This window comes from Ruegeria sp. YKSD179, assembly GCF_059612885.1.
The window spans coordinates 14,352-31,288 of the sequence record NZ_JBXWRL010000011.1; the positions used below are offsets into that span (position 1 = coordinate 14,352).

Below are 16,937 nucleotides of genomic sequence, written 5' to 3' on the forward strand. Positions count from 1 at the left end.
GCCTGATAGGAGAGGAAACGGATGAACGTCCTATTTGGGCTCGATACGTTTTTCGGTTCTGTCAGACGAACTCGACCCAGTCTCATCTGGGACAGTTAAGCTGTCCTTTATGAAACGCCAAGATCGCGGTACTCCGAAAGAGCGGCGAAACGTATCAGCTTGAAGGTGTCTCTGTTAGTAAGAAATCCCTCCTGATTGAAGTGGCTGTAGACAGAAGAGTGAACTGCGGCGAATTTCTGCAAACTTCTCATACGCATCAACCGCTGCATCGCCCTTTCACAATCAACGGCGCGTCACAGATAGTGGCGCTTGCCGATGATCTTCACAAACACTCCGCCGATAGGCCATTTCTCTTCTGATTATACCCGCAATCGCTAGAACTTTCTTCTCCGTATTCGCGAACGAAGTCACATCCTGGTAATTCGATAGTCCGGTCGCAGATTGCATCATCAACAAGAATGATCGAGAAGTTATACGGTCTTCCACTTTGCCATGATATTGTGGCGGGGATGAACACACATGCGAAAAATCTACTTTTAGATGCGGAACTCGGCGCTGAGCGGTCAATTGGATATGTCAGATGTGCGGTCGGCTTATCAATTTCGTTCTTCTTTTTCGTTGTCGTCGCTCCAACGCTCGAACAAGACAATCCAGCATTGAACCTGGCACCGTATTTTGTGTTTGTTTCAGCCGGTTACTTTGCCATCGGCTGCGTCACTTTATACGTCGTTCGTTCAAACTCGTTCCGTACCTGGATGACGTGGTTGTTTACCACCATGGATATTGTGTTTTGGTGGAGCCTGCTGGTGGCAACGGTGAAGATTATAGATCTACCGTGGAGCCAGATTATCATCGTGCCACCGGTACTTTTAGCCTTCGCCATATTGGCGCTCGTTGCGCTAAGGAATAATCCGAAGCTTCAGGTCTTTGCACTCATATTTGTCGTAATGGCGCTCATAAGCCTGTACTTCCTGGCCGCGGATCCCATTACTCCCCAGATGGACAACGCGTTGGGAACAGTGGGATTTTTCGACACGCCGTTAAACATTGTGCGACTGCTCATGGTAGCACTTACTGGTGGAATTCTGTTCTTCCTAGCGGTCCGCACAAGAGCCCTTCTGAACAGGGCGATTGAAGAAACGACCCGACGGACTAAGCTGGCGCAGTTCCTGCCAGCTCAATTGGCCGAACAGTTGTCGACCGCTGAACAAGCTGAATTGCTTAAAGGGAAGTTGCAATCCGCGGCGGTGCTATTTGTCGATGTGCGGGGCTTCACAGCAATGTCCGAAGGCCTGGCGCCCGGATCGCTTGGAGAGTTTTTGTCCACGTACAGAAAAATCGTGACAGCTCAAGTGCATGGGCACAATGGGATAATCGACAAGTTCATTGGTGACTCTGTAATGGCTGTCTTTGGAGCCCCGGACGCGTCCGCCGACGATGCTCAAAACGCGCTAAAATGCAGTATCGCCATACTCGAATCCATTGATAGTTGGAATGCGAAACGAGGCAGAATGAGCTTAAAGAAAGTAAAAGTGGGGATTGGCATACATGCGGGCGAAGTTTTCTCTGGAGCAGTTGGAGACGAATCCAGGTTGGAGTTTACGGTTCTTGGCGACACAGTGAACGTAGCGGCGCGGCTTGAACAGGCAACAAAGGAATTTGGCTGCCGCCTCGTTGTATCTGAAGTAGTCTTAGAGAAATCGGGGTTCGACGTAGACCGCGAAGAGGCCTGGAAGCCCCTTGGCAATTACGAAGTTCGAGGGCGAGCGGAGAAACTGGCAATCTTCGGGTGTCCTTAAGTGTTCCCCTAGGGTATTTTAACTGTCAGTAGTATCGGAGTTCACTCGTCATGGAGCTTTTTGCAGGCCAATCGGTGCTCATTACAGGCGCAAGCGGTGGGCTGGGTAAGCAACTGGCGCTTGATTTTGCGACGCAAGGAGCGAAGGTCGCGCTCAATTATGCGTCGTCTAAGGAAAAAGCTGACAAAACCGCCGCTCGTATCGTTGCCGCCGGAGGGGAAGCCCTCACATGTTGCGCCGATATTGCGCGCTCAGATGACGTTCATTCCATGGTCAATCAGGTTGTCGAGGTGTTCGGTGGCATCGACATACTTGTCAATAACGCAGGTCTAAGTATAGACACACCGTTCCTCGAAATGCGTGAGCGCGATTGGGATCGGGTCGTGGATGTCAATTTGAAAGGCCCCTTTCTCGTCTCGCAAGCTGTTGGCCGTCACATGGTCGCTGCCAAACGAGGCCGGATCGTCAACATCTCGGCCACTTCGGCAGTCGTAGCACGGTCGGGAAACGCCAACTATGCGGTCTCGAAGGCGGGGTTGAACATGCTGACGCAATCGATGGCACTGGAGTTGGGACCCTACGTCAACGTGAACGCCGTCGCTTTGGGTTTCGTCGATAGCGAATTGGTGCGGGAGTTGTTCACGCCTGAAGAGGTTGCGCAAGCGGCCAATAGCGTGCCGCTCAAGCGGCTGACAACCTACGAGGAAACATCGGCATTTGTCTTGATGTTGGCGTCGAATGCTGCCGGTTTCGTTACTGGTCAGACAATCCCTTTCGATGGTGGCAGAGTGATGCGGTAAACGGCGAGGCGCGAATGAACGACTCAGGTTCTTCGCCGGCTTTCATGCGCTCTGTAACATCGGTCGGTGTGGGCTCGGTACGGACCTTCGCTTCAGGTAAGTCGAAGTGCCATTTTGCGGATGTAGCAGTCATTAACTTGAGCGTTAGACTCCGTTAAACTACGCTCAAAATGTTTCTACTAATTCGGAGCATCTCAGACATGTCTGTTGAAGCCTGCGCCTTGATCTGCGCAAAATGCTTTTGCGTTAGTAATAGTTTTTCACGTCAAATACTCTCCAAATATGCTTAAAGAGTCCCCAGAACTTATGTCGGTTTCACGACGCTGGTATAAGGCAATGGTCGCCCGCAATGAAGCCGAACTCAAAAACTACCTATCTGAATCTTCTGAACTGCGCTTTGTTGGTTCAGCTGATGGAGAGCTTTGGCTCGGCCCAGCGGTTCGAGAAGCGATCGGGCGTCATTTTGAAGAAGTTCCTGATATACTGGATAGGGAAGAGCTCCTTGCTGAAGCATATGAGTCAGGAGACATCGGCTGGTCTTTGTTCGCCAACCGGTTCAGGTTTCGAGGATTACCTGATCCAGTAACCTTTCGCACCACTCTGATTTTCGCGCTTGAACACGGACTTTGGAAGATTGTGCATCGCCACGCATCTCTCCCATCGCCAAATGAAACTTCGATTGGCCAAAAACACACCGCGATCCAAGATCTTCTTGATTCTGTCGAAGAAGGTTTCAACATTGGTCAGGCTGAGGGTTTGGCATCTATAATGTTTACTGACATCGTGAATTCTTCACCGATTGTCGAAGCAATAGGAGACCTCGCTTGGTCTAGACTGGTCGCTTCACATTTTGACAATCTAAGAAATGTCATCGAGGCCAATGGTGGAGAGTTTGTGAAGTCGTTGGGCGATGGAACTATGTCCAGCTTCGCTTCGGCACGGGCTGCATTAACCGCGGCAAAAACCATTCAAACCGAAATGCTCAAGCAGAATACCGAACCAAAGTTAAGCCTTAGGGTAGGACTGCATACAGGCGACGTTGTGCGATCTAACGATGATTTTTTTGGGAACGTCGTAAACAAAGCGGCTCGGGTAACCGAAGCCGCCGAACAAGGGGAAATTTGCGTGTCAGACACTACTCATGCCGTAGTTGGTGCAGACTTCGATTTGTCTTTCTCTGACCCTCAACTTGTATCTTTGAAAGGGCTTGATGGCAGCCACCAAATTCGGCTTCTAAATTGGCGTGACTGAGGATAATTGAAACTTTAATGTCAGAACTTGGTCCGATGCGACAGCTCAATTTATCTCGAGATATGTTTGCGGTACTGACAAAGCCGCTGTTCATTGCCAACGGAATCTGTATTCAACTGTCGAATGTCGTCATCGGCGATTTGCTCGCGGATTGGTGAAGAACATGGATGCCCGAATATTTCGCAGTGCAATGCCATCAGACGCAAAACGCTGCTTTGATGTGGAAACGACAGCCTACGATGGCGACGAAGCTGCCACGCTTAAGACAATATCGAAGCGGATTGCCGAGTATCCTGAGGGGTTTTTAGTTCTAGAAGTTGATAAAGAAATTGCTGGCTTCATCAACAGTGGCTGCGCATATGACGTTGAAATGTCTAACGAAGATTTCAAGGAGCTCATCGGGCATGACTCGACTGCGCCCAACGTTGTAATTATGTCGGTAGTGGTTGATCCGGCATATCAGGGCCAAGGTTTGTCTACTGCACTCATGTCTGAGTTTGTGGAGCGTATGACTAACGCAAACAAAGAAATCATCCACCTCATGTGCAAAGAGCACCACATTCCTCTCTATGAGAAGTTTGGATATAGGTACATACAGCCTTCGGCATCAGCGCATGGAGGGATTCAGTGGCATGAAATGATGATGAATTTATCGAAGGCTTAAGCAATGGGTGCGGGCTCGATGCGGTCGTTGGCTACAACGCCACGCGACGCGACCATCTGAACGGCTGTTCCGCAGACAAAGCCGTCGTTGGCTGCAGGGCTTCATGCCGAGCGAATGTTTCTTTCACGAAGGCTTGGAATTGGCATCTTAGAGTCCGTGCATACTTCGAATGCCCCAACCTTTGATTTCCGCGAGCGCTCTTTTCCACCTGCGTTCAGCTTCCTTTGCCTGAAGCACCCTTGCAGCGCGGATTCTTTGCTCGGCGATTTGGGGCGCGTTCTTGAAGATATATTCGTCGCGTGTCATCTCGATTACTCCTGTCACTGCCGGGTGATCCGGCGATGTGTTAATCTTGCATGCATAGAGGTGCAGTTCTTTGGGACGTTGTCCGGGAACTCTTGTCGTTTTGTCCAGACATCTTGCCAAACCGTTCATAGCTGTGGTGAATCCAATCTATGAGTACTCAGCACGCCCTTTCTTTTGCCGGTTTTCTGCTAGATCCAATTCGGGGGGAACTTAATAAGGATGGCGTCCCAATCCCTTTAGAGCCAAAGGTATTGGATTTGATTGTCTGGCTGGCGACGCATCCCGGACAACTTGTGTCGCGCGAAGACCTTATCGAAAATGTTTGGAATGGGCGGATCGTTTCGGATTCTGCCATCTCAAGCGCCATCAATGCGGCAAGAGTGGCTCTCGGCGACAGCGGCAGCAAGCAACGCCTGATAAAAACAGTTCCACGTAGGGGTTTTCGTTTCCAAGGTGCGGTGGAAATTTCACAGGCTTTAATTTCGGGCGTCACAATAGACAGGCCATCTTTGGCAGTTCTGCCGTTTGAAAATCTTTCGGGCGATCCCGAGCAAAGCTACTTCTCAGATGGAATCACCGACGACATTATCACCGAACTATCAAGATATGATGAGCTTTTCGTAATTGCTCGTCATTCAAGTTTCACTTTTCGCGGTGCATCGGAGAGACCCGACGAGATTGCTCGTGCTTTGGGTGTTCAGTACATCGCCGAGGGATCAGTTCGGCGCGCCGGTGGGCGGATACGGGTCACGGCCCGGCTGATCGATCCGCTGGGCGGCAATGACCTGTGGTCAGAGAGGTACGACCGTGACATTAAAGATCTCTTTGAGGTGCAAGACGAAATAAGTGCCGTTATTGCCAACACATTGGTGGGAGCCATCACACGACAGCACCACAGTCGCGCGCAAAGTAAAGGCGAGAATTCCGTAAACGCCTACGATCACTTCTTACGTGCAGTAGAGTTGAACTATCGTATGGAGCCATCCAAGGCTCAAACGGCGCGGGCCGAGGCGCAGAAGGCCCTCAAGTTAGATCCGGGATTTGCTAGGGCGCATGCGCTTGTGGCTTGGACACACATATCAGAGGCATCAAACGCCTGGGCGGATGATACTAGAACGGCGTTGGACCTTGCTAAAGAAGCGGCCCTGGCTGGCGTGTCAGCAGATCATCGAGAACCATTCGCACATGCTGTCCTTGGCTGGGTTTACATGTGGAGCGACAAAGCATTTGACCGCGGCCTCGAGGAGCAACGCCGTGCAGTTGAGACCAATCCGGGCAACGCACAGTTCCGCAGCATGCTGGCCTTCTCCATGACTTATGCAGGGCGTTCGGCGGAAGCACTTGTGGCACTAGATGAAGCCATGCGATTGAATCCATACTACCCGGAACTTTTCCATGTGTTCTATGGGAGAGCGCTCTTCAATTTGCACAGATACGAAGAAGCCATGCCAAGATTAGAACGTATTCGAACATCCCAACCCTACCACGCGAACGCTCTGGCCCACGTGGCAGCATGTTATGCTGCATTAGGGCGAAAGAGCGATGCACGTGCCACAATCGACGAGGTTAAACGCGCCAGTTCTGGCTATAACCTGACCCATGTTCGGGATTTTGTGGCCTATGCTGTTCCGGAAGAGAAGGCGCATTACTTGGAGCATCTGGTCCTAGCGGGTCTCGACTAATTGCCGTGTTCAACCTCTGTCAAAATGCCATTGTAGATCGGCGGCTTGGGGCTCGGAGCGGCCATACTCCTGCGGTTTCTACTCAGACTGTTCTTCTAGGGTCAGGACGCTCACGGTAAGAATTGAATCCGCGACCCACACGTGCGGAGGTAACTTGTATGATCAAGGGTATTCCTAAGCGGACCAAAATCAGCGGCTTGCTAGGTGTGACGGCGGCAATCAGCGCCAGTGTTGTTTGGTTCATAATGTATGGACCGGGGTCTTGGACTGGCAACATATCCAATCGCGACCTCTTTGATTCAACGGCAGATGCTGGCCTGCCTAGAGAGGTGAATGGAAAATCCGCTAAACTCCTCTCGGCCTTCCACGGGCTTGACGCACTGCCACGCGTCTCCAATGTGATTTGCAGAGGGTCTGAGGGCAACACCGGAATGCCCGTGATCTTTTCGACTGAGGTAGACATCTCGACGATGCAGGCAGGGGACTTTAAAGTCACAACCCGGTCGGGCGCGTCTGGGACGATGCACTGCGTGTCGGTGCTGCCTGCCACAGACCCTGGTGAGTTGCGCACGGTTCTTTTGATAGGGCAATTGGGACCCGCTGACAGTGACCCACCGGTTAGAGTCGACGTTGTCGGACATTTGCGGTCGATCGACGGGAAGCTAGATTTTCGGGGGGCTAGTGTGTCGGTGACACCCTTAGAAGACGGGCCGTCGATTGTTTTGGCCGAAGTCGTGGAGGACTGGACATTAGTCGGCACTTTGGGTCCGCGTCGCGTCAGAGGCAGCCTCTGCCCGACGGAAGGTATAGTTCAGGCGGTCCGTGTCACGTGGGAGGGTGGTGTGACGCTGAAAGATGGTAGCGAACCAGGTGAGGTAGAGCGCGATCAATATACGATCACCGTCGAGGCGCCCGATGGGACCCGTCGTGGAGTGAAGCCGATCGCGCTGGCCAACCTGGGTGACGGAGACAACAATCATATGCTTTGCATGGACACGACAGATCGGTCAATCTCAGTATCCTTTCCAGAAGGCATCTTGACGGACCCGAATGATGATTTGAACCCAGCCACAATGGTTTACGTAACTCCGTATCGCTAAACGTACTGTTATGACAACTCCGTAGACTTAGCGGCCATGGACACGTCGTCTCGTACCGGTGCGTTGTGAGGTGCAATAGGCTTGAGCGATAGATGCGGGATAGAAGGTCAGGTTTGGGCTCAACGCGGACATCCGAGAGATTTGGTCAGATGACTAGTTTGAGGTTGCGAGCGGACATTTCGACCGCTCGCAGGGTGGTCAGATGTCTATCTGTTCAGCAATGGTCAAAGCATCTTTAAGTTCAACGCCGAGACCCGCTTATTGTCGCAACAGCCCAGCATGTATTGCAAGGCATGCCTTCGTAAATTTCCAGCTTTACGGTTTCGCGCTCAACTTGACTGATGCTGCAAGATAAACGAACGACTGTTTTTCCGCGTTTGTGGTTATTTGCGCGTTAAAATGAAAGACTGGGACTTCTGTCGCTAATGTAGACTAAGGAGGACTTCGAGGTCGCGGCAGGTGAGCGGTTCCATAAGTTTGCGATCTTCTCCGTTTAGCGATTTGCCATCAGAAATATGATCTTTCAGCAACCGAGAAATCTGGCTCGTCGACTGATAGTAGAGTTCGGGATTGGACCGGCTCAGGTCAGATAACAAGCGCCGCAGCAGCGCCTTTCGCCGCTCGGCATCGGTTTCTGATTTCTTGTCTTGCAGCATGATAGTTTTACCTGAGGATGCCTACTCAGCAATTAGGGTTCTTTTGCACCTCGTAAAGCCTATCTGTTTGCCTGCGACTACTAGTGGAGGATCGTCGCGTCGAAGCGAATGAAGGATTCGACTTGATGATAGATCAACTTAAACGTCTTTTTGACCGGAAGACTTACGCGGTTGTACCTTATGAAGCCGCGCAGCAGCATGCAAACTCTGCCGACATGGTCGCGGCACTGAACGCCGATCCTTACTTGATGGTAGCCGACGCGGGACTGCGGTTGATCTCCGTCTTTGACGATTTGCATTACGATCGTGCAGATCTTGATATCTTGTCCGCCCCGATGCGAAGACGCGCATTGAAAAAACTCGCCCCTTTCGAATATTTTCAGCGATCTGGTTCGGTGATTGAGAACCGCGCTGCTGACATACGCATTCATATGCCGAAATTCCGTGCGCTTGGTGCATCGCCGTTTGACGCGCTGCGAGAAACATCCATGCGGCCACAAGATTATGCTCTGCTGACCCCAACGCAAGCCGCGGCGCAAATGATTGCGGCCTATGAGGTCGATACCGCGAAAGAGCGTTTGGCAGCATTGGTCGTAAAACACCCGGCAAATTTGTTGCGTCTGTTTGACTTTCTGGAACCTACCCCTTCAAAAGCATCGGTCCGCGAGATGTTGGGCGAACTGCTCTTTCTGCAACGCGCTGCAGTGGCCGAGGAACCGCTGAAGAGCCGACGGGCATTGCGTTAGCATGTCAGGGAACATCAATAGTGGAATCGAAGCGCTCAACAATCATGCTTGAATTAAATTCGATCTAAGGGCTTTCAGAACAACCGACATCGATTCTGGAGCGTTAGATGAGGGCAAAGTCCGCGACTCAGACATCAAAGTCTCAAATTTCTTCGTGCTGTGAACGAATGGCCGCTTTTCTCTCTGCGACGCAGATGATGTCTTAGGTCGGTGATATTGCTGCACCTGCGAGGGTTCAGACCTGAGCACTTCCAGTATGGGCTCAGTGCAGACCTTCGCTGCACTTAACGCGAACGTCAGCTTTGCGGGCAGAACGAATGTCTTTTCTTTCCTAATAGGCGTTGGATAGTTATGATCCTCGCATGTCAAAGCGGGACAAACTCAAGCGTAACCGTATGAAACGATATGAAGATTTAGCATCGCGTCGAAACTACGTTGAACCGATGCAATACTTGTTTGGGCAGCTGAAAGGCGCGGTTGATAAGGGCAATCATGACAAGGCTATCAAGATTGCGATGTTTCTCATTCCATTTGGGCATGCCAAAGCCTTGCCGCGGAAACAGGATGGTGATGAGGTGGGTACCGACCGCCTCACAGTTAACTTCACGGTGGACTAATTCGATCTAGGACATCCGTTGTTGTCGATTCTATAAGATCAAGTAACTCATACGCCACAAATAGTATGGGGGACTATATGGGGGTCTAATAAGGACTACTACAACACAACCCACTGATATTAATAAACTTAAAGGATTATTGTGGTGCCCAAGGAGAGACTCGAACTCTCACGCCCGTGAAGGCGGGGGATTTTGAATCCAAATAGTATCATTGTTTTTATTGTATTAATTAGTCATAAGTCACGGAAATCGTCCCACGAATAGGGTTATTTTGGGCTATCAAACATCCCTTAGGTTTCGCCTTGGCTTTTTTCCCGCGCGCACAAAAAATCGCTGTGTGCCCAACCTTCCAGCTTGTGGAAGGTTGTTGTTAGCAGTACGGTATTACCGGAAACAAGATCGGAAAGATGGTTGTACTAATAAACCAAAAGCGCAAAGCACAAACCTCCAACAGCTAAGGCGAATGACTCATTCGTTTTTAAGATGAGCTTGGCCTAGATAATCTAAATTAGCGCCGCACTGACAGTTGGCATTCCACCTTGATGCCAGCGGCTTTGCTCTGACCTCGAAGCCGCAATATGGGCAAATCCCACCAGTACCATGAATGTCTGATGTTTGTCTGTATTTCAAAATGGTCCAACCGTCCTGAATGCTCGGACTAACATTCTCGTCCCAAGCCAGAACTTCAGTAAACGCGGTTTCTTTGCTCGGCAGTTCCTCGAAGCGCATTAACCGGCTTTTGAGATAAGTTTGTACTCGTTCTTTTGGCGAGCGAATTTCGGTAGTTCCCAATTTTTCTGCCTCGTCGCTCAAGCCGGAGGTAAGCTCTTCGATTTTGCTTTTGAAACGAGACAGTCTTGCTTCCGTTTCGATTTGCTCCGTCTTCCGCTCGCGAAAGGCCCTTTGCTCAAGTAATTCTTCTCCGTGCAGGAAGCGCCTGCCCGTCGCTGAGTCCAAGGCAGCTACATTCTTGGCTACATCCTCGAGATCGAAGTCTACTCCATCACCACAAATTTCAGACACCAACCCCTGAAAGGCTTCAAATATATCCTCCCCCAAGACAAGCCCCGAGACAGGGTTCACTTCAAGAGGCTCATCGAAATCATCTGCTTCTATGAGAGTTTGTTCTGCCGATAGCGTGAAAGAGCCACTGTCCAAGCGTTCGAGTGAAACTTCCCAACGCCATTCATATCCAGCCATGTTACCGTCGACGTATTCAAAGATGACTTTCTTCAAGGGGTGCTTCCCGAATTCAACTATAATGCGACGATGCTGGCTACTTACTCCGTCAGTTGCAAGCTTACTATCTCCTGATCGACCTACCACATGATTTACTTCAACCCGAAAGTGACAATGCATTTGTTTCCCGATGGAACTTTCAGTTTTGATTTTTCCAGATAATTTTCGAGTGCTGTCAGACGAATTCGAACTCGTCTCTGTTAGGCCAGTGACGCTGTCCTTTATCCCGCGCCAAGTTCGCGCCACTCGGCAAGAGCGGCGGTGCGTGTCAGCTTGAAGGTGTCTCTGCTGGTGAGCGATCTTTCCTGGTTGAAATGGTTGTAGATGGAGGAATAGACGGCGGCGAATTTCTGCAAACTTCGCATCCGCCTGAAACGCTGTATGGCGCGTTCCCTTCGTCGGAACGGCAGGTGCGAATTCTCAACCCGGTTGTTCAGCCACCTGCCCGTCTTTTGTTTTTCGAGCGCACCCAATTCTCTGAACGCAGCCTTGTAGGACGCGAAGCGATCTGTGACGACTTCTTCAGCTTTGCCGTGCCGTTTCATCAATTTCCTAAGGAATTTCAGTGCTGCAGCCTTGTTTCGACGTTTGGTGACAACGGCTTCCAGCACCTCACCTTCCTGATCCACAGCCCGCCACAGATAATGCCGCTTACCATTCACCTTCACAAAGACCTCGTCCACGTGCCATTTCCATTTCGAGAACGCGCGCAGCCGCTGAACACGCTTTCTTCGGATCTCAGAAGCAAACATCGGACCGAACCTATTCCACCAGTAGGAGGACATAACGGCGCCCGAAACGCCGTGATGAGATGCAAGGGCAGAAGTGAGTGATGATTATCGTAAGGGACCGCAGCCGGGACAGCCCGAGGTCTTGTCTGGACATTAAAGTCCGATCTTCTGATCGGCACCTGGCATGCGGACTTCATCAAGGCCAGCGGTCACATGCACCGCGTCAACAGGCCGGACAAATGACCGCAACCTGCTTCGATGCACGTCGCTCAAGAAATCTCTTGCAAAAAAGGAGCCGTCCACAAATGACAAGACCGCTCAAGCCAAGTTATTCTGACATCTCCCTTTGGGTCGAGTTGCGGATCGCAACTTCGGCCATGGCAGTGGCACCCCTTGGCAAACCCGTCAAACGATCCGTAGACTAAATTCGTCCGAAAAAGGGAAAGCTGGCTTTTAGACGAATAGTGCAGCAAGGCTCCATAGCTGAGCCACTCGCAGGATTTGATTGTATTGAACTCGGAGAAACTAGATGAGGTCCAACGCTGCATCCGTGAATTTGGGCCGCTTATACGAGATTGCCTCGTCCGATCAGGCTCTTGAAAAAATGTTGTCGGAGGGGCCTGAAAAGTGTCGGGCTTTGGGCAAGGGGGCCATCGATCGTGGGCTGTTGGCTCTTGCCTATGATATCCTCTTGGCAGGTATCAATAGTTTTCCAGAAGACATTGAACTCACCTATCTGGCGGCACTCGCATTGGCGCGAAGCGGCTCGCTGGATGCGGCCTCCTCGCGACTTGATCAAGTTTTGCACAGTCCCGCCGCTGATCGAAAGCAGTCTATCGAGATGTTGAGCCTCGCCGGACGGATCGCAAAAGATCGCTGGGCCAAATCCGCGAACGTCGAAGAAAGCCGGGCAGCCGGTGAGGAGTCCATTTGCCATTACCTCCAAGCATTCGACTTGTCGGGAAATTTTTTTCCGGGCATCAATGCCGCCACGATGCTGTTTGCGATCGGCGATCGAAAACGAAGCCGCGAGTTAGCCAAGCGGATCGAGGGCACCTGTCAGGCCATTGCCAACCCCGACTATTGGTGCGTTGCGACCCTCGGTGAAACTTTCCTGCTCAGAGAAGACTACGACGCTGCAAAAAAACTCTACGCTAAGGCGGCACAAATGGCCAAGGGAAAGTTCGGCGATTTGGCCAGCATGCGTAGGCAGCTGCGCCTAATTGAGCGTTGCGTGGGCTTGCCCGACAATTTCATCGATGTTGTATCCATTCCCGCGGTCGCGGCGTTCCTACCGGTAACAGGAGCCAGCGTCGGTAATAATGGACCGGCCGCGGGTTCGGAGGAATTCGAAACGCTGGAGGGTCGCCCGAGCGCGGTTATGTTGGACCGGGATATCGGCTTTGCCTATTGCTCTGTTTCGAGTATCTCGGAGATCCTATTTCTTGAGGCAATGCAGTCGCGCGGCGCGGAGACAAATGTCGTCTTGCCCTTTTCACGCGATGAAGTTGCGGACGCCTGTATCGGTGTCTTCGGAGAAAATTGGATCGCTCGTTTTCACAGCGTTGTCGACGGGGCGGACTCGGTCGAGGTGGCGACCCGCGAGGGGCATTATGGCGACGGCAGTCTCTATGGCTATGCGAGGCGGCTTGCAGGCGGCTATGCTCAGTTGCGGACACGCTATCTAGAAGCGGATCTGCATCTGTTCACCGTCGCCGACGATGCCCGCATGTTCGACAACCACTTCCCATCCACCATGCGACGGAAAGCCAGGTATTTTCACACCGTTGAAATGAGCTGGGGATCCCCGACATCGCCGGCCAACGGCCCAAATACCAGAGCGAAGAGCGCTATGCGGGAAGTGCGAACGATGATATTTGCCGATGTGGTGGGCTTCTCCGGCTTCTCCGAAGAGAGCACCTTGTCCTATGTCAGATTTCTCGGCGAGATCGCCGACATATTAAATACCAGCCCGCAGCGCCCGTTGTTTCAGAATACATGGGGCGACGGGCTTTTTCTGGTTTTCGCGAACGCCGTGGATGCCGGCGTTTTTTCAATGAACCTGCTGGATACGCTTCGGACAACGGATTGGTTGGCGAAAGGCCTTCCGCGGGAAACAAACATACGGATCGGTATCCATACCGGTCCGGTATATCCCGCCAACGACAAAATCATCGCCCGCCAGAATTTTTTCGGAACCCACGTAAACAAAGCGGCGAGGATCGAACCGGTGGCAACGCCTGGTACGGTCTATTTGAGTGAACAGTGCGCCGCCTATATCGTGGCGGAAGACGACGATAAGCTGTCAGCGGATTATCTGGGTATCGTCCCTCTCGCCAAAGGCTTCGGAACCGACCGGATCTATCGGCTTCGACGCCGGTCCGTCATGGACTACTGACGCCCTCGCCTTCCATCTCGCCATGCTCGCGAACATCGAGGCCAGCAAGTTCCTCTTGCTTCGAAACTCTCAACACTCCCAGGCTTTTCATCCCCATGAAGAAAAGATAGATTGTGCCAAACGCCCAAGCCGAAATGACCAACGAGCCAAGAATTTGTGTTCCCAGCGCGTGGTCGCCGAAAATTCCGGTGGCAATGCCTCCCCAGAGACCGCACAGGCCGTGAACGGGCCAGGCGCCGACAGCATCGTCGATGCGGACTTTCTCCAGAAACAGATTGCCCAGAACGACCAAGACACCGGCATGCATGGGACAACAACGGGGCCACGCTCGTTTTCCTTTAGTTCTTTGTCCAGCTCGCCTGCGTCAATCCTGCTTCCCACTCGGCATTATCGTCGACATTTTCCCGGAGTTGCCGTCTCTCTGGCTTGTGGCTTCCAATCTTTTTCGCGCATTAATTCCTTTGAAAGCCTTAAGCTGAGCCGTCCGTTAGGACGCGGCCCTGTAGTATTCATGGTCTCTAAACATGTAATAAAGCAGGACGAACGAGCTAAACAAAAAGATCCCGACTGAATCCCCCACAACCCATCGCGCCCAAGTCTTCGCAAAGTCTGAAATGGGTACAATATCTGAGAAATATAGCGATCCGACACCAATTGCGGCGTTGACGGTTGCACTGATCACTGCTCCGAAGGTGCCTAGCTTTAGGGCTCTGAAAAAGATCGAAAGCTCACCCCAAGGGCCGAGAGTTCGCAGGGCCAAGGTGGCGATAATCGCTCCCAAGGCACTGCCGACTCCGATTCCAACGGCGGCTTGGATTGTTGAACCAAAAAAAGGTTGGAGATCAAAGATGCCAAAGCAACGCCTGGCCAGAGCCGCATATCTAAGTAGACCAACGCAACAAGTGCAGAGCCGGCCGGCAACCAGATGACCGCAACACCCGCGTTGTTAGCCGCCATTGTTAGGCTGAGTATGGCCAGAACGAAACTGACAAGGACATACACAACAAAGATGACGAGAAACTTTGGGCCAACAGCCAACCTGTTCCTCTGAGTCTCGCTCGTAGGCAATGTCGTTCCATTATTACTGTTCGAGTCAGTCCACATTCCTTGTTCCAAGGTTTCTGAGCTATGCCACCTGCTTTCTGCGAGTAGCTGATATTTCTGCTGTGCGAGGAAAGCTCCAAATCAAGACCAGCCGTCTCTTTTCAGCTCATTGGTGTTGCTCCCCTCAGCTGGATGCATTCAGAAGAACTCCAGCTTCGATTCCAGGACAAGGTTTCCTGCCGCATCAACAATATGGAACTACCCGTCTGTGCTCCAGCCGAGCTTCTCAGAGAGGGCCTGCATCTGGCCGCCAGTCAGATGCGCCGCATCTGTTACAGGCGCACGGCCGGAAACGTGCACCTACTTCCAGTCCTCGAACATCGTCTTCTGGATCTCGATCCTTGCCATACCTTACTCCAATCCTCCTAATCACACAGCCTTAAGCCCCTCTTCGTGAGCCACTTTGACGGTTCGCATTATGCGGTCGACAACGAGATAAGGATCGGCATCGGATGCCGGTCGCCGATCTTCCAAGTAGCCCTTCCAGTCATGCGTTGTAGTGTACAGTGGTATGCGAATTGATGCGCCTCGGTTCGACGCTCCAAAGCTAAACTCATCGATCGAGGCCGTTTCATGAGACCCAGTCAACCTTCGTTCGTTTCCTGCCCCGTAAACATCGATGTGATCCTGATGGAACGGACGAAACCCTTCGCATAGCGCCTCGACATAGTCCTTTCCACCGACATCGCGCAGGTAGTCATAGGAAAAGTTTGAGTGCATGCCAGAGCCGTTCCAATCCCCAGAGATCGGTTTCGGATCGAAAGTCGCTATCAGATCATATTTCTCAGATATAAGGTGCAGTAGAAAGCGAGCTATAATCAGGTCATCCGCAGCGCGAAGGGCCCCCTTTCCAAAACACTGAAATTCCCACTGACCCAGCATGACCTCGGCATTAGTCCCGGTCACACCCAAGTCGGCAGCAAGGCAGGCGTCCCAGTGTTCGTCGACCATTTCTCTTGCCTCAACGCGATGCGATCCGACGGCGCAGTAGTAGGGTCCCTGGGGCTCCGGAAAGCCACCATCCGGAAAGCCAACAGGTCGTCCATTTGAGGTCATCAAAATGTATTCCTGCTCAAAACCAAACCAGAATTCAGCTTCAGTTTCCCGATCGATGAGGTTTCGCGTGTTGGTTTCGTGGGGGCGTCCATCCCGATGAAAAACCTCGCACAAAACGAGGTAGGCGTTTTGCCTGAAGGGATTTGGATAGACCCGAACCGGCTGCAGAATGCAGTCAGAGTCATGGCCCTCCGCCTGCTGAGTAGAGCTGCCATCAAAGCCCCATTTCGGGGTCTCTTCAAGCGACCCGGTGTACGAACTATCCGGGTGGATTTGTGCTTTTGTCCGGATGTTTGTGACCTCGTAGCCATCCAGCCAAATGTAGTCGAGACGAGCGTTTGCCATTGTTTTCTCCTTAATTTTTGCCCTGTCCGTTCGTAAAGAATTGTCGGACCAGTGGCGAACTCTGTGCGGCCCTTATAGAAAGGGTCACCTAGTTTGGCGGATGCATTGGCCCGCGGATCATCCGCACAGCAACCGCCATCGCATGACGGCGGATGTGCTTATGTTCGTCGATGCCGCTAAGCGACACATCAAGCCACTCATCAACAGCCTTCTCCGTAACCGGCATCTTTTGAGCAGTCAGGCCAAGCACCGCTTCTATGGCTGCGGTGTAGCCGGCTTTAGTTTCGGCCTCGTCATCCCAGTTGAAAACCAAACGCTTCTCCCTCTCCGTAGCGTTTTGAGTCGACCTGCCCGCTCTCCACGAAAGCCTTCAGCAAATTGACACCCCTCACAAAACCGTTACATACTCAAATTCAATAATCAACATATACTCGGGGGGGGCA

The 16,937-nt window shown here is 51.9% G+C and carries 16 protein-coding genes and 2 pseudogenes; 9 read left to right on the plus strand and 9 right to left on the minus strand.

What is annotated here, in order from left to right:
• Nucleotides 1–107: 107 nt before the first annotated feature.
• A pseudogene (locus AC2FNE_RS08330) lies at nucleotides 108–278 on the minus strand (IS6 family transposase); the annotation flags it as partial.
• A 180-nt stretch (nucleotides 279–458) separates the two neighbouring features.
• Between AC2FNE_RS08330 and AC2FNE_RS08335 the strand changes: the two are divergent.
• From AC2FNE_RS08335 to AC2FNE_RS08350, 4 genes are all read left to right on the plus strand, one after another.
• A complete protein-coding gene (locus AC2FNE_RS08335) occupies nucleotides 459–1,799 on the plus strand; it encodes an adenylate/guanylate cyclase domain-containing protein (RefSeq protein ID WP_496805163.1) in 1,341 nt (446 codons plus the stop codon).
• A gap of 50 nt (nucleotides 1,800–1,849) precedes the next feature.
• Nucleotides 1,850–2,599, plus strand: a complete 750-nt coding sequence (locus AC2FNE_RS08340; RefSeq protein ID WP_496805164.1) for an SDR family NAD(P)-dependent oxidoreductase — start codon at nucleotides 1,850–1,852, stop codon at nucleotides 2,597–2,599.
• A 306-nt stretch (nucleotides 2,600–2,905) separates the two neighbouring features.
• Nucleotides 2,906–3,850, plus strand: coding sequence for an adenylate/guanylate cyclase domain-containing protein (locus AC2FNE_RS08345; protein WP_496805165.1), 945 nt, complete (start codon nucleotides 2,906–2,908; stop codon nucleotides 3,848–3,850).
• A gap of 163 nt (nucleotides 3,851–4,013) precedes the next feature.
• Nucleotides 4,014–4,514 (plus strand): GNAT family N-acetyltransferase, encoded by a 501-nt coding sequence (locus AC2FNE_RS08350; protein ID WP_170608883.1) that lies wholly within the window; start codon nucleotides 4,014–4,016, stop codon nucleotides 4,512–4,514.
• 147 nt (nucleotides 4,515–4,661) lie between these two features.
• Here the strand turns inward: AC2FNE_RS08350 and AC2FNE_RS08355 are convergent, their stop codons facing one another.
• Entirely contained in the window at nucleotides 4,662–4,820 is a 159-nt protein-coding gene (locus AC2FNE_RS08355; RefSeq protein WP_170481759.1) for a hypothetical protein, read from the minus strand.
• 149 nt (nucleotides 4,821–4,969) lie between these two features.
• On the opposite strand from AC2FNE_RS08355, the gene AC2FNE_RS08360 reads away from it, so the two are divergent.
• Together AC2FNE_RS08360 and AC2FNE_RS08365 are read left to right on the plus strand one after the other, a co-directional pair.
• Nucleotides 4,970–6,502, plus strand: a complete 1,533-nt coding sequence (locus tag AC2FNE_RS08360) for a winged helix-turn-helix domain-containing tetratricopeptide repeat protein (RefSeq protein WP_496805166.1) — start codon at nucleotides 4,970–4,972, stop codon at nucleotides 6,500–6,502.
• 158 nt (nucleotides 6,503–6,660) lie between these two features.
• Nucleotides 6,661–7,602 (plus strand): hypothetical protein, encoded by a 942-nt coding sequence (locus AC2FNE_RS08365; RefSeq protein ID WP_496805167.1) that lies wholly within the window; start codon nucleotides 6,661–6,663, stop codon nucleotides 7,600–7,602.
• A 422-nt stretch (nucleotides 7,603–8,024) separates the two neighbouring features.
• Here the strand turns inward: AC2FNE_RS08365 and AC2FNE_RS08370 are convergent, their stop codons facing one another.
• Entirely contained in the window at nucleotides 8,025–8,258 is a 234-nt protein-coding gene (locus AC2FNE_RS08370; RefSeq protein WP_170477481.1) for a hypothetical protein, read from the minus strand.
• Between the two features lie 125 nt (nucleotides 8,259–8,383).
• Here AC2FNE_RS08370 and AC2FNE_RS08375 point away from each other — a divergent pair, with 125 nt between their 5' ends.
• Both AC2FNE_RS08375 and AC2FNE_RS08380 read left to right on the plus strand, forming a co-directional pair.
• Nucleotides 8,384–9,004, plus strand: coding sequence for a hypothetical protein (locus AC2FNE_RS08375; RefSeq protein WP_170477484.1), 621 nt, complete (start codon nucleotides 8,384–8,386; stop codon nucleotides 9,002–9,004).
• 362 nt (nucleotides 9,005–9,366) lie between these two features.
• Nucleotides 9,367–9,621, plus strand: a complete 255-nt coding sequence (locus AC2FNE_RS08380) for a hypothetical protein (RefSeq protein ID WP_496805168.1) — start codon at nucleotides 9,367–9,369, stop codon at nucleotides 9,619–9,621.
• 468 nt (nucleotides 9,622–10,089) lie between these two features.
• Here the strand turns inward: AC2FNE_RS08380 and AC2FNE_RS08385 are convergent, their stop codons facing one another.
• Both AC2FNE_RS08385 and AC2FNE_RS08390 read right to left on the minus strand, forming a co-directional pair.
• Complete coding sequence (locus AC2FNE_RS08385) at nucleotides 10,090–10,857, minus strand: bZIP transcription factor (protein ID WP_170611195.1); 768 nt, start codon at nucleotides 10,855–10,857, stop codon at nucleotides 10,090–10,092.
• A 224-nt stretch (nucleotides 10,858–11,081) separates the two neighbouring features.
• A pseudogene (locus AC2FNE_RS08390) lies at nucleotides 11,082–11,636 on the minus strand (IS6 family transposase); the annotation flags it as partial.
• 484 nt (nucleotides 11,637–12,120) lie between these two features.
• On the opposite strand from AC2FNE_RS08390, the gene AC2FNE_RS08395 reads away from it, so the two are divergent.
• Nucleotides 12,121–13,989: an adenylate/guanylate cyclase domain-containing protein gene (locus AC2FNE_RS08395; RefSeq protein WP_170608942.1), complete on the plus strand. Its 1,869-nt coding sequence runs from the start codon at nucleotides 12,121–12,123 to the stop codon at nucleotides 13,987–13,989.
• On the opposite strand, the gene AC2FNE_RS08400 is transcribed toward AC2FNE_RS08395, so the two are convergent.
• From AC2FNE_RS08400 to AC2FNE_RS08415, 4 genes are all read right to left on the minus strand, one after another.
• Nucleotides 13,976–14,296 (minus strand): hypothetical protein, encoded by a 321-nt coding sequence (locus tag AC2FNE_RS08400; RefSeq protein ID WP_170608940.1) that lies wholly within the window; start codon nucleotides 14,294–14,296, stop codon nucleotides 13,976–13,978. The genes AC2FNE_RS08395 and AC2FNE_RS08400 overlap by 14 nt on opposite strands.
• A 180-nt stretch (nucleotides 14,297–14,476) precedes the next feature.
• Complete coding sequence (locus AC2FNE_RS08405) at nucleotides 14,477–14,914, minus strand: MASE1 domain-containing protein (RefSeq protein ID WP_170608950.1); 438 nt, start codon at nucleotides 14,912–14,914, stop codon at nucleotides 14,477–14,479.
• Nucleotides 14,915–15,462: 548 nt separating this feature from the next.
• A complete protein-coding gene (locus tag AC2FNE_RS08410) occupies nucleotides 15,463–16,494 on the minus strand; it encodes a glutamine synthetase beta-grasp domain-containing protein (protein ID WP_170608938.1) in 1,032 nt (343 codons plus the stop codon).
• Between the two features lie 88 nt (nucleotides 16,495–16,582).
• A complete protein-coding gene (locus AC2FNE_RS08415) occupies nucleotides 16,583–16,807 on the minus strand; it encodes a hypothetical protein (protein WP_170608936.1) in 225 nt (74 codons plus the stop codon).
• Nucleotides 16,808–16,937: the final 130 nt, after the last annotated feature.

Excerpts from the sequence above, each read along its gene's own strand:
- AC2FNE_RS08395 (WP_170608942.1), top strand. The coding sequence starts at position 12,121 with ATGAGGTCCAACGCTGCATCCGTGAATTTGGGCCGCTTATACGAGATT.
- AC2FNE_RS08345 (WP_496805165.1), top strand. The coding sequence starts at position 2,906 with ATGTCGGTTTCACGACGCTGGTATAAGGCAATGGTCGCCCGCAATGAA.
- AC2FNE_RS08375 (WP_170477484.1), top strand. The coding sequence starts at position 8,384 with ATGATAGATCAACTTAAACGTCTTTTTGACCGGAAGACTTACGCGGTT.
- AC2FNE_RS08335 (WP_496805163.1), top strand. The coding sequence starts at position 459 with ATGATCGAGAAGTTATACGGTCTTCCACTTTGCCATGATATTGTGGCG.
- AC2FNE_RS08370 (WP_170477481.1), bottom strand. The coding sequence starts at position 8,258 with ATGCTGCAAGACAAGAAATCAGAAACCGATGCCGAGCGGCGAAAGGCG.
- AC2FNE_RS08410 (WP_170608938.1), bottom strand. The coding sequence starts at position 16,494 with ATGGCAAACGCTCGTCTCGACTACATTTGGCTGGATGGCTACGAGGTC.
- AC2FNE_RS08340 (WP_496805164.1), top strand. The coding sequence starts at position 1,850 with ATGGAGCTTTTTGCAGGCCAATCGGTGCTCATTACAGGCGCAAGCGGT.
- AC2FNE_RS08365 (WP_496805167.1), top strand. The coding sequence starts at position 6,661 with ATGATCAAGGGTATTCCTAAGCGGACCAAAATCAGCGGCTTGCTAGGT.
- AC2FNE_RS08380 (WP_496805168.1), top strand. The coding sequence starts at position 9,367 with ATGTCAAAGCGGGACAAACTCAAGCGTAACCGTATGAAACGATATGAA.
- AC2FNE_RS08360 (WP_496805166.1), top strand. The coding sequence starts at position 4,970 with ATGAGTACTCAGCACGCCCTTTCTTTTGCCGGTTTTCTGCTAGATCCA.
- AC2FNE_RS08400 (WP_170608940.1), bottom strand. The coding sequence starts at position 14,296 with ATGCATGCCGGTGTCTTGGTCGTTCTGGGCAATCTGTTTCTGGAGAAA.
- AC2FNE_RS08355 (WP_170481759.1), bottom strand. The coding sequence starts at position 4,820 with ATGACACGCGACGAATATATCTTCAAGAACGCGCCCCAAATCGCCGAG.
- AC2FNE_RS08350 (WP_170608883.1), top strand. The coding sequence starts at position 4,014 with ATGGATGCCCGAATATTTCGCAGTGCAATGCCATCAGACGCAAAACGC.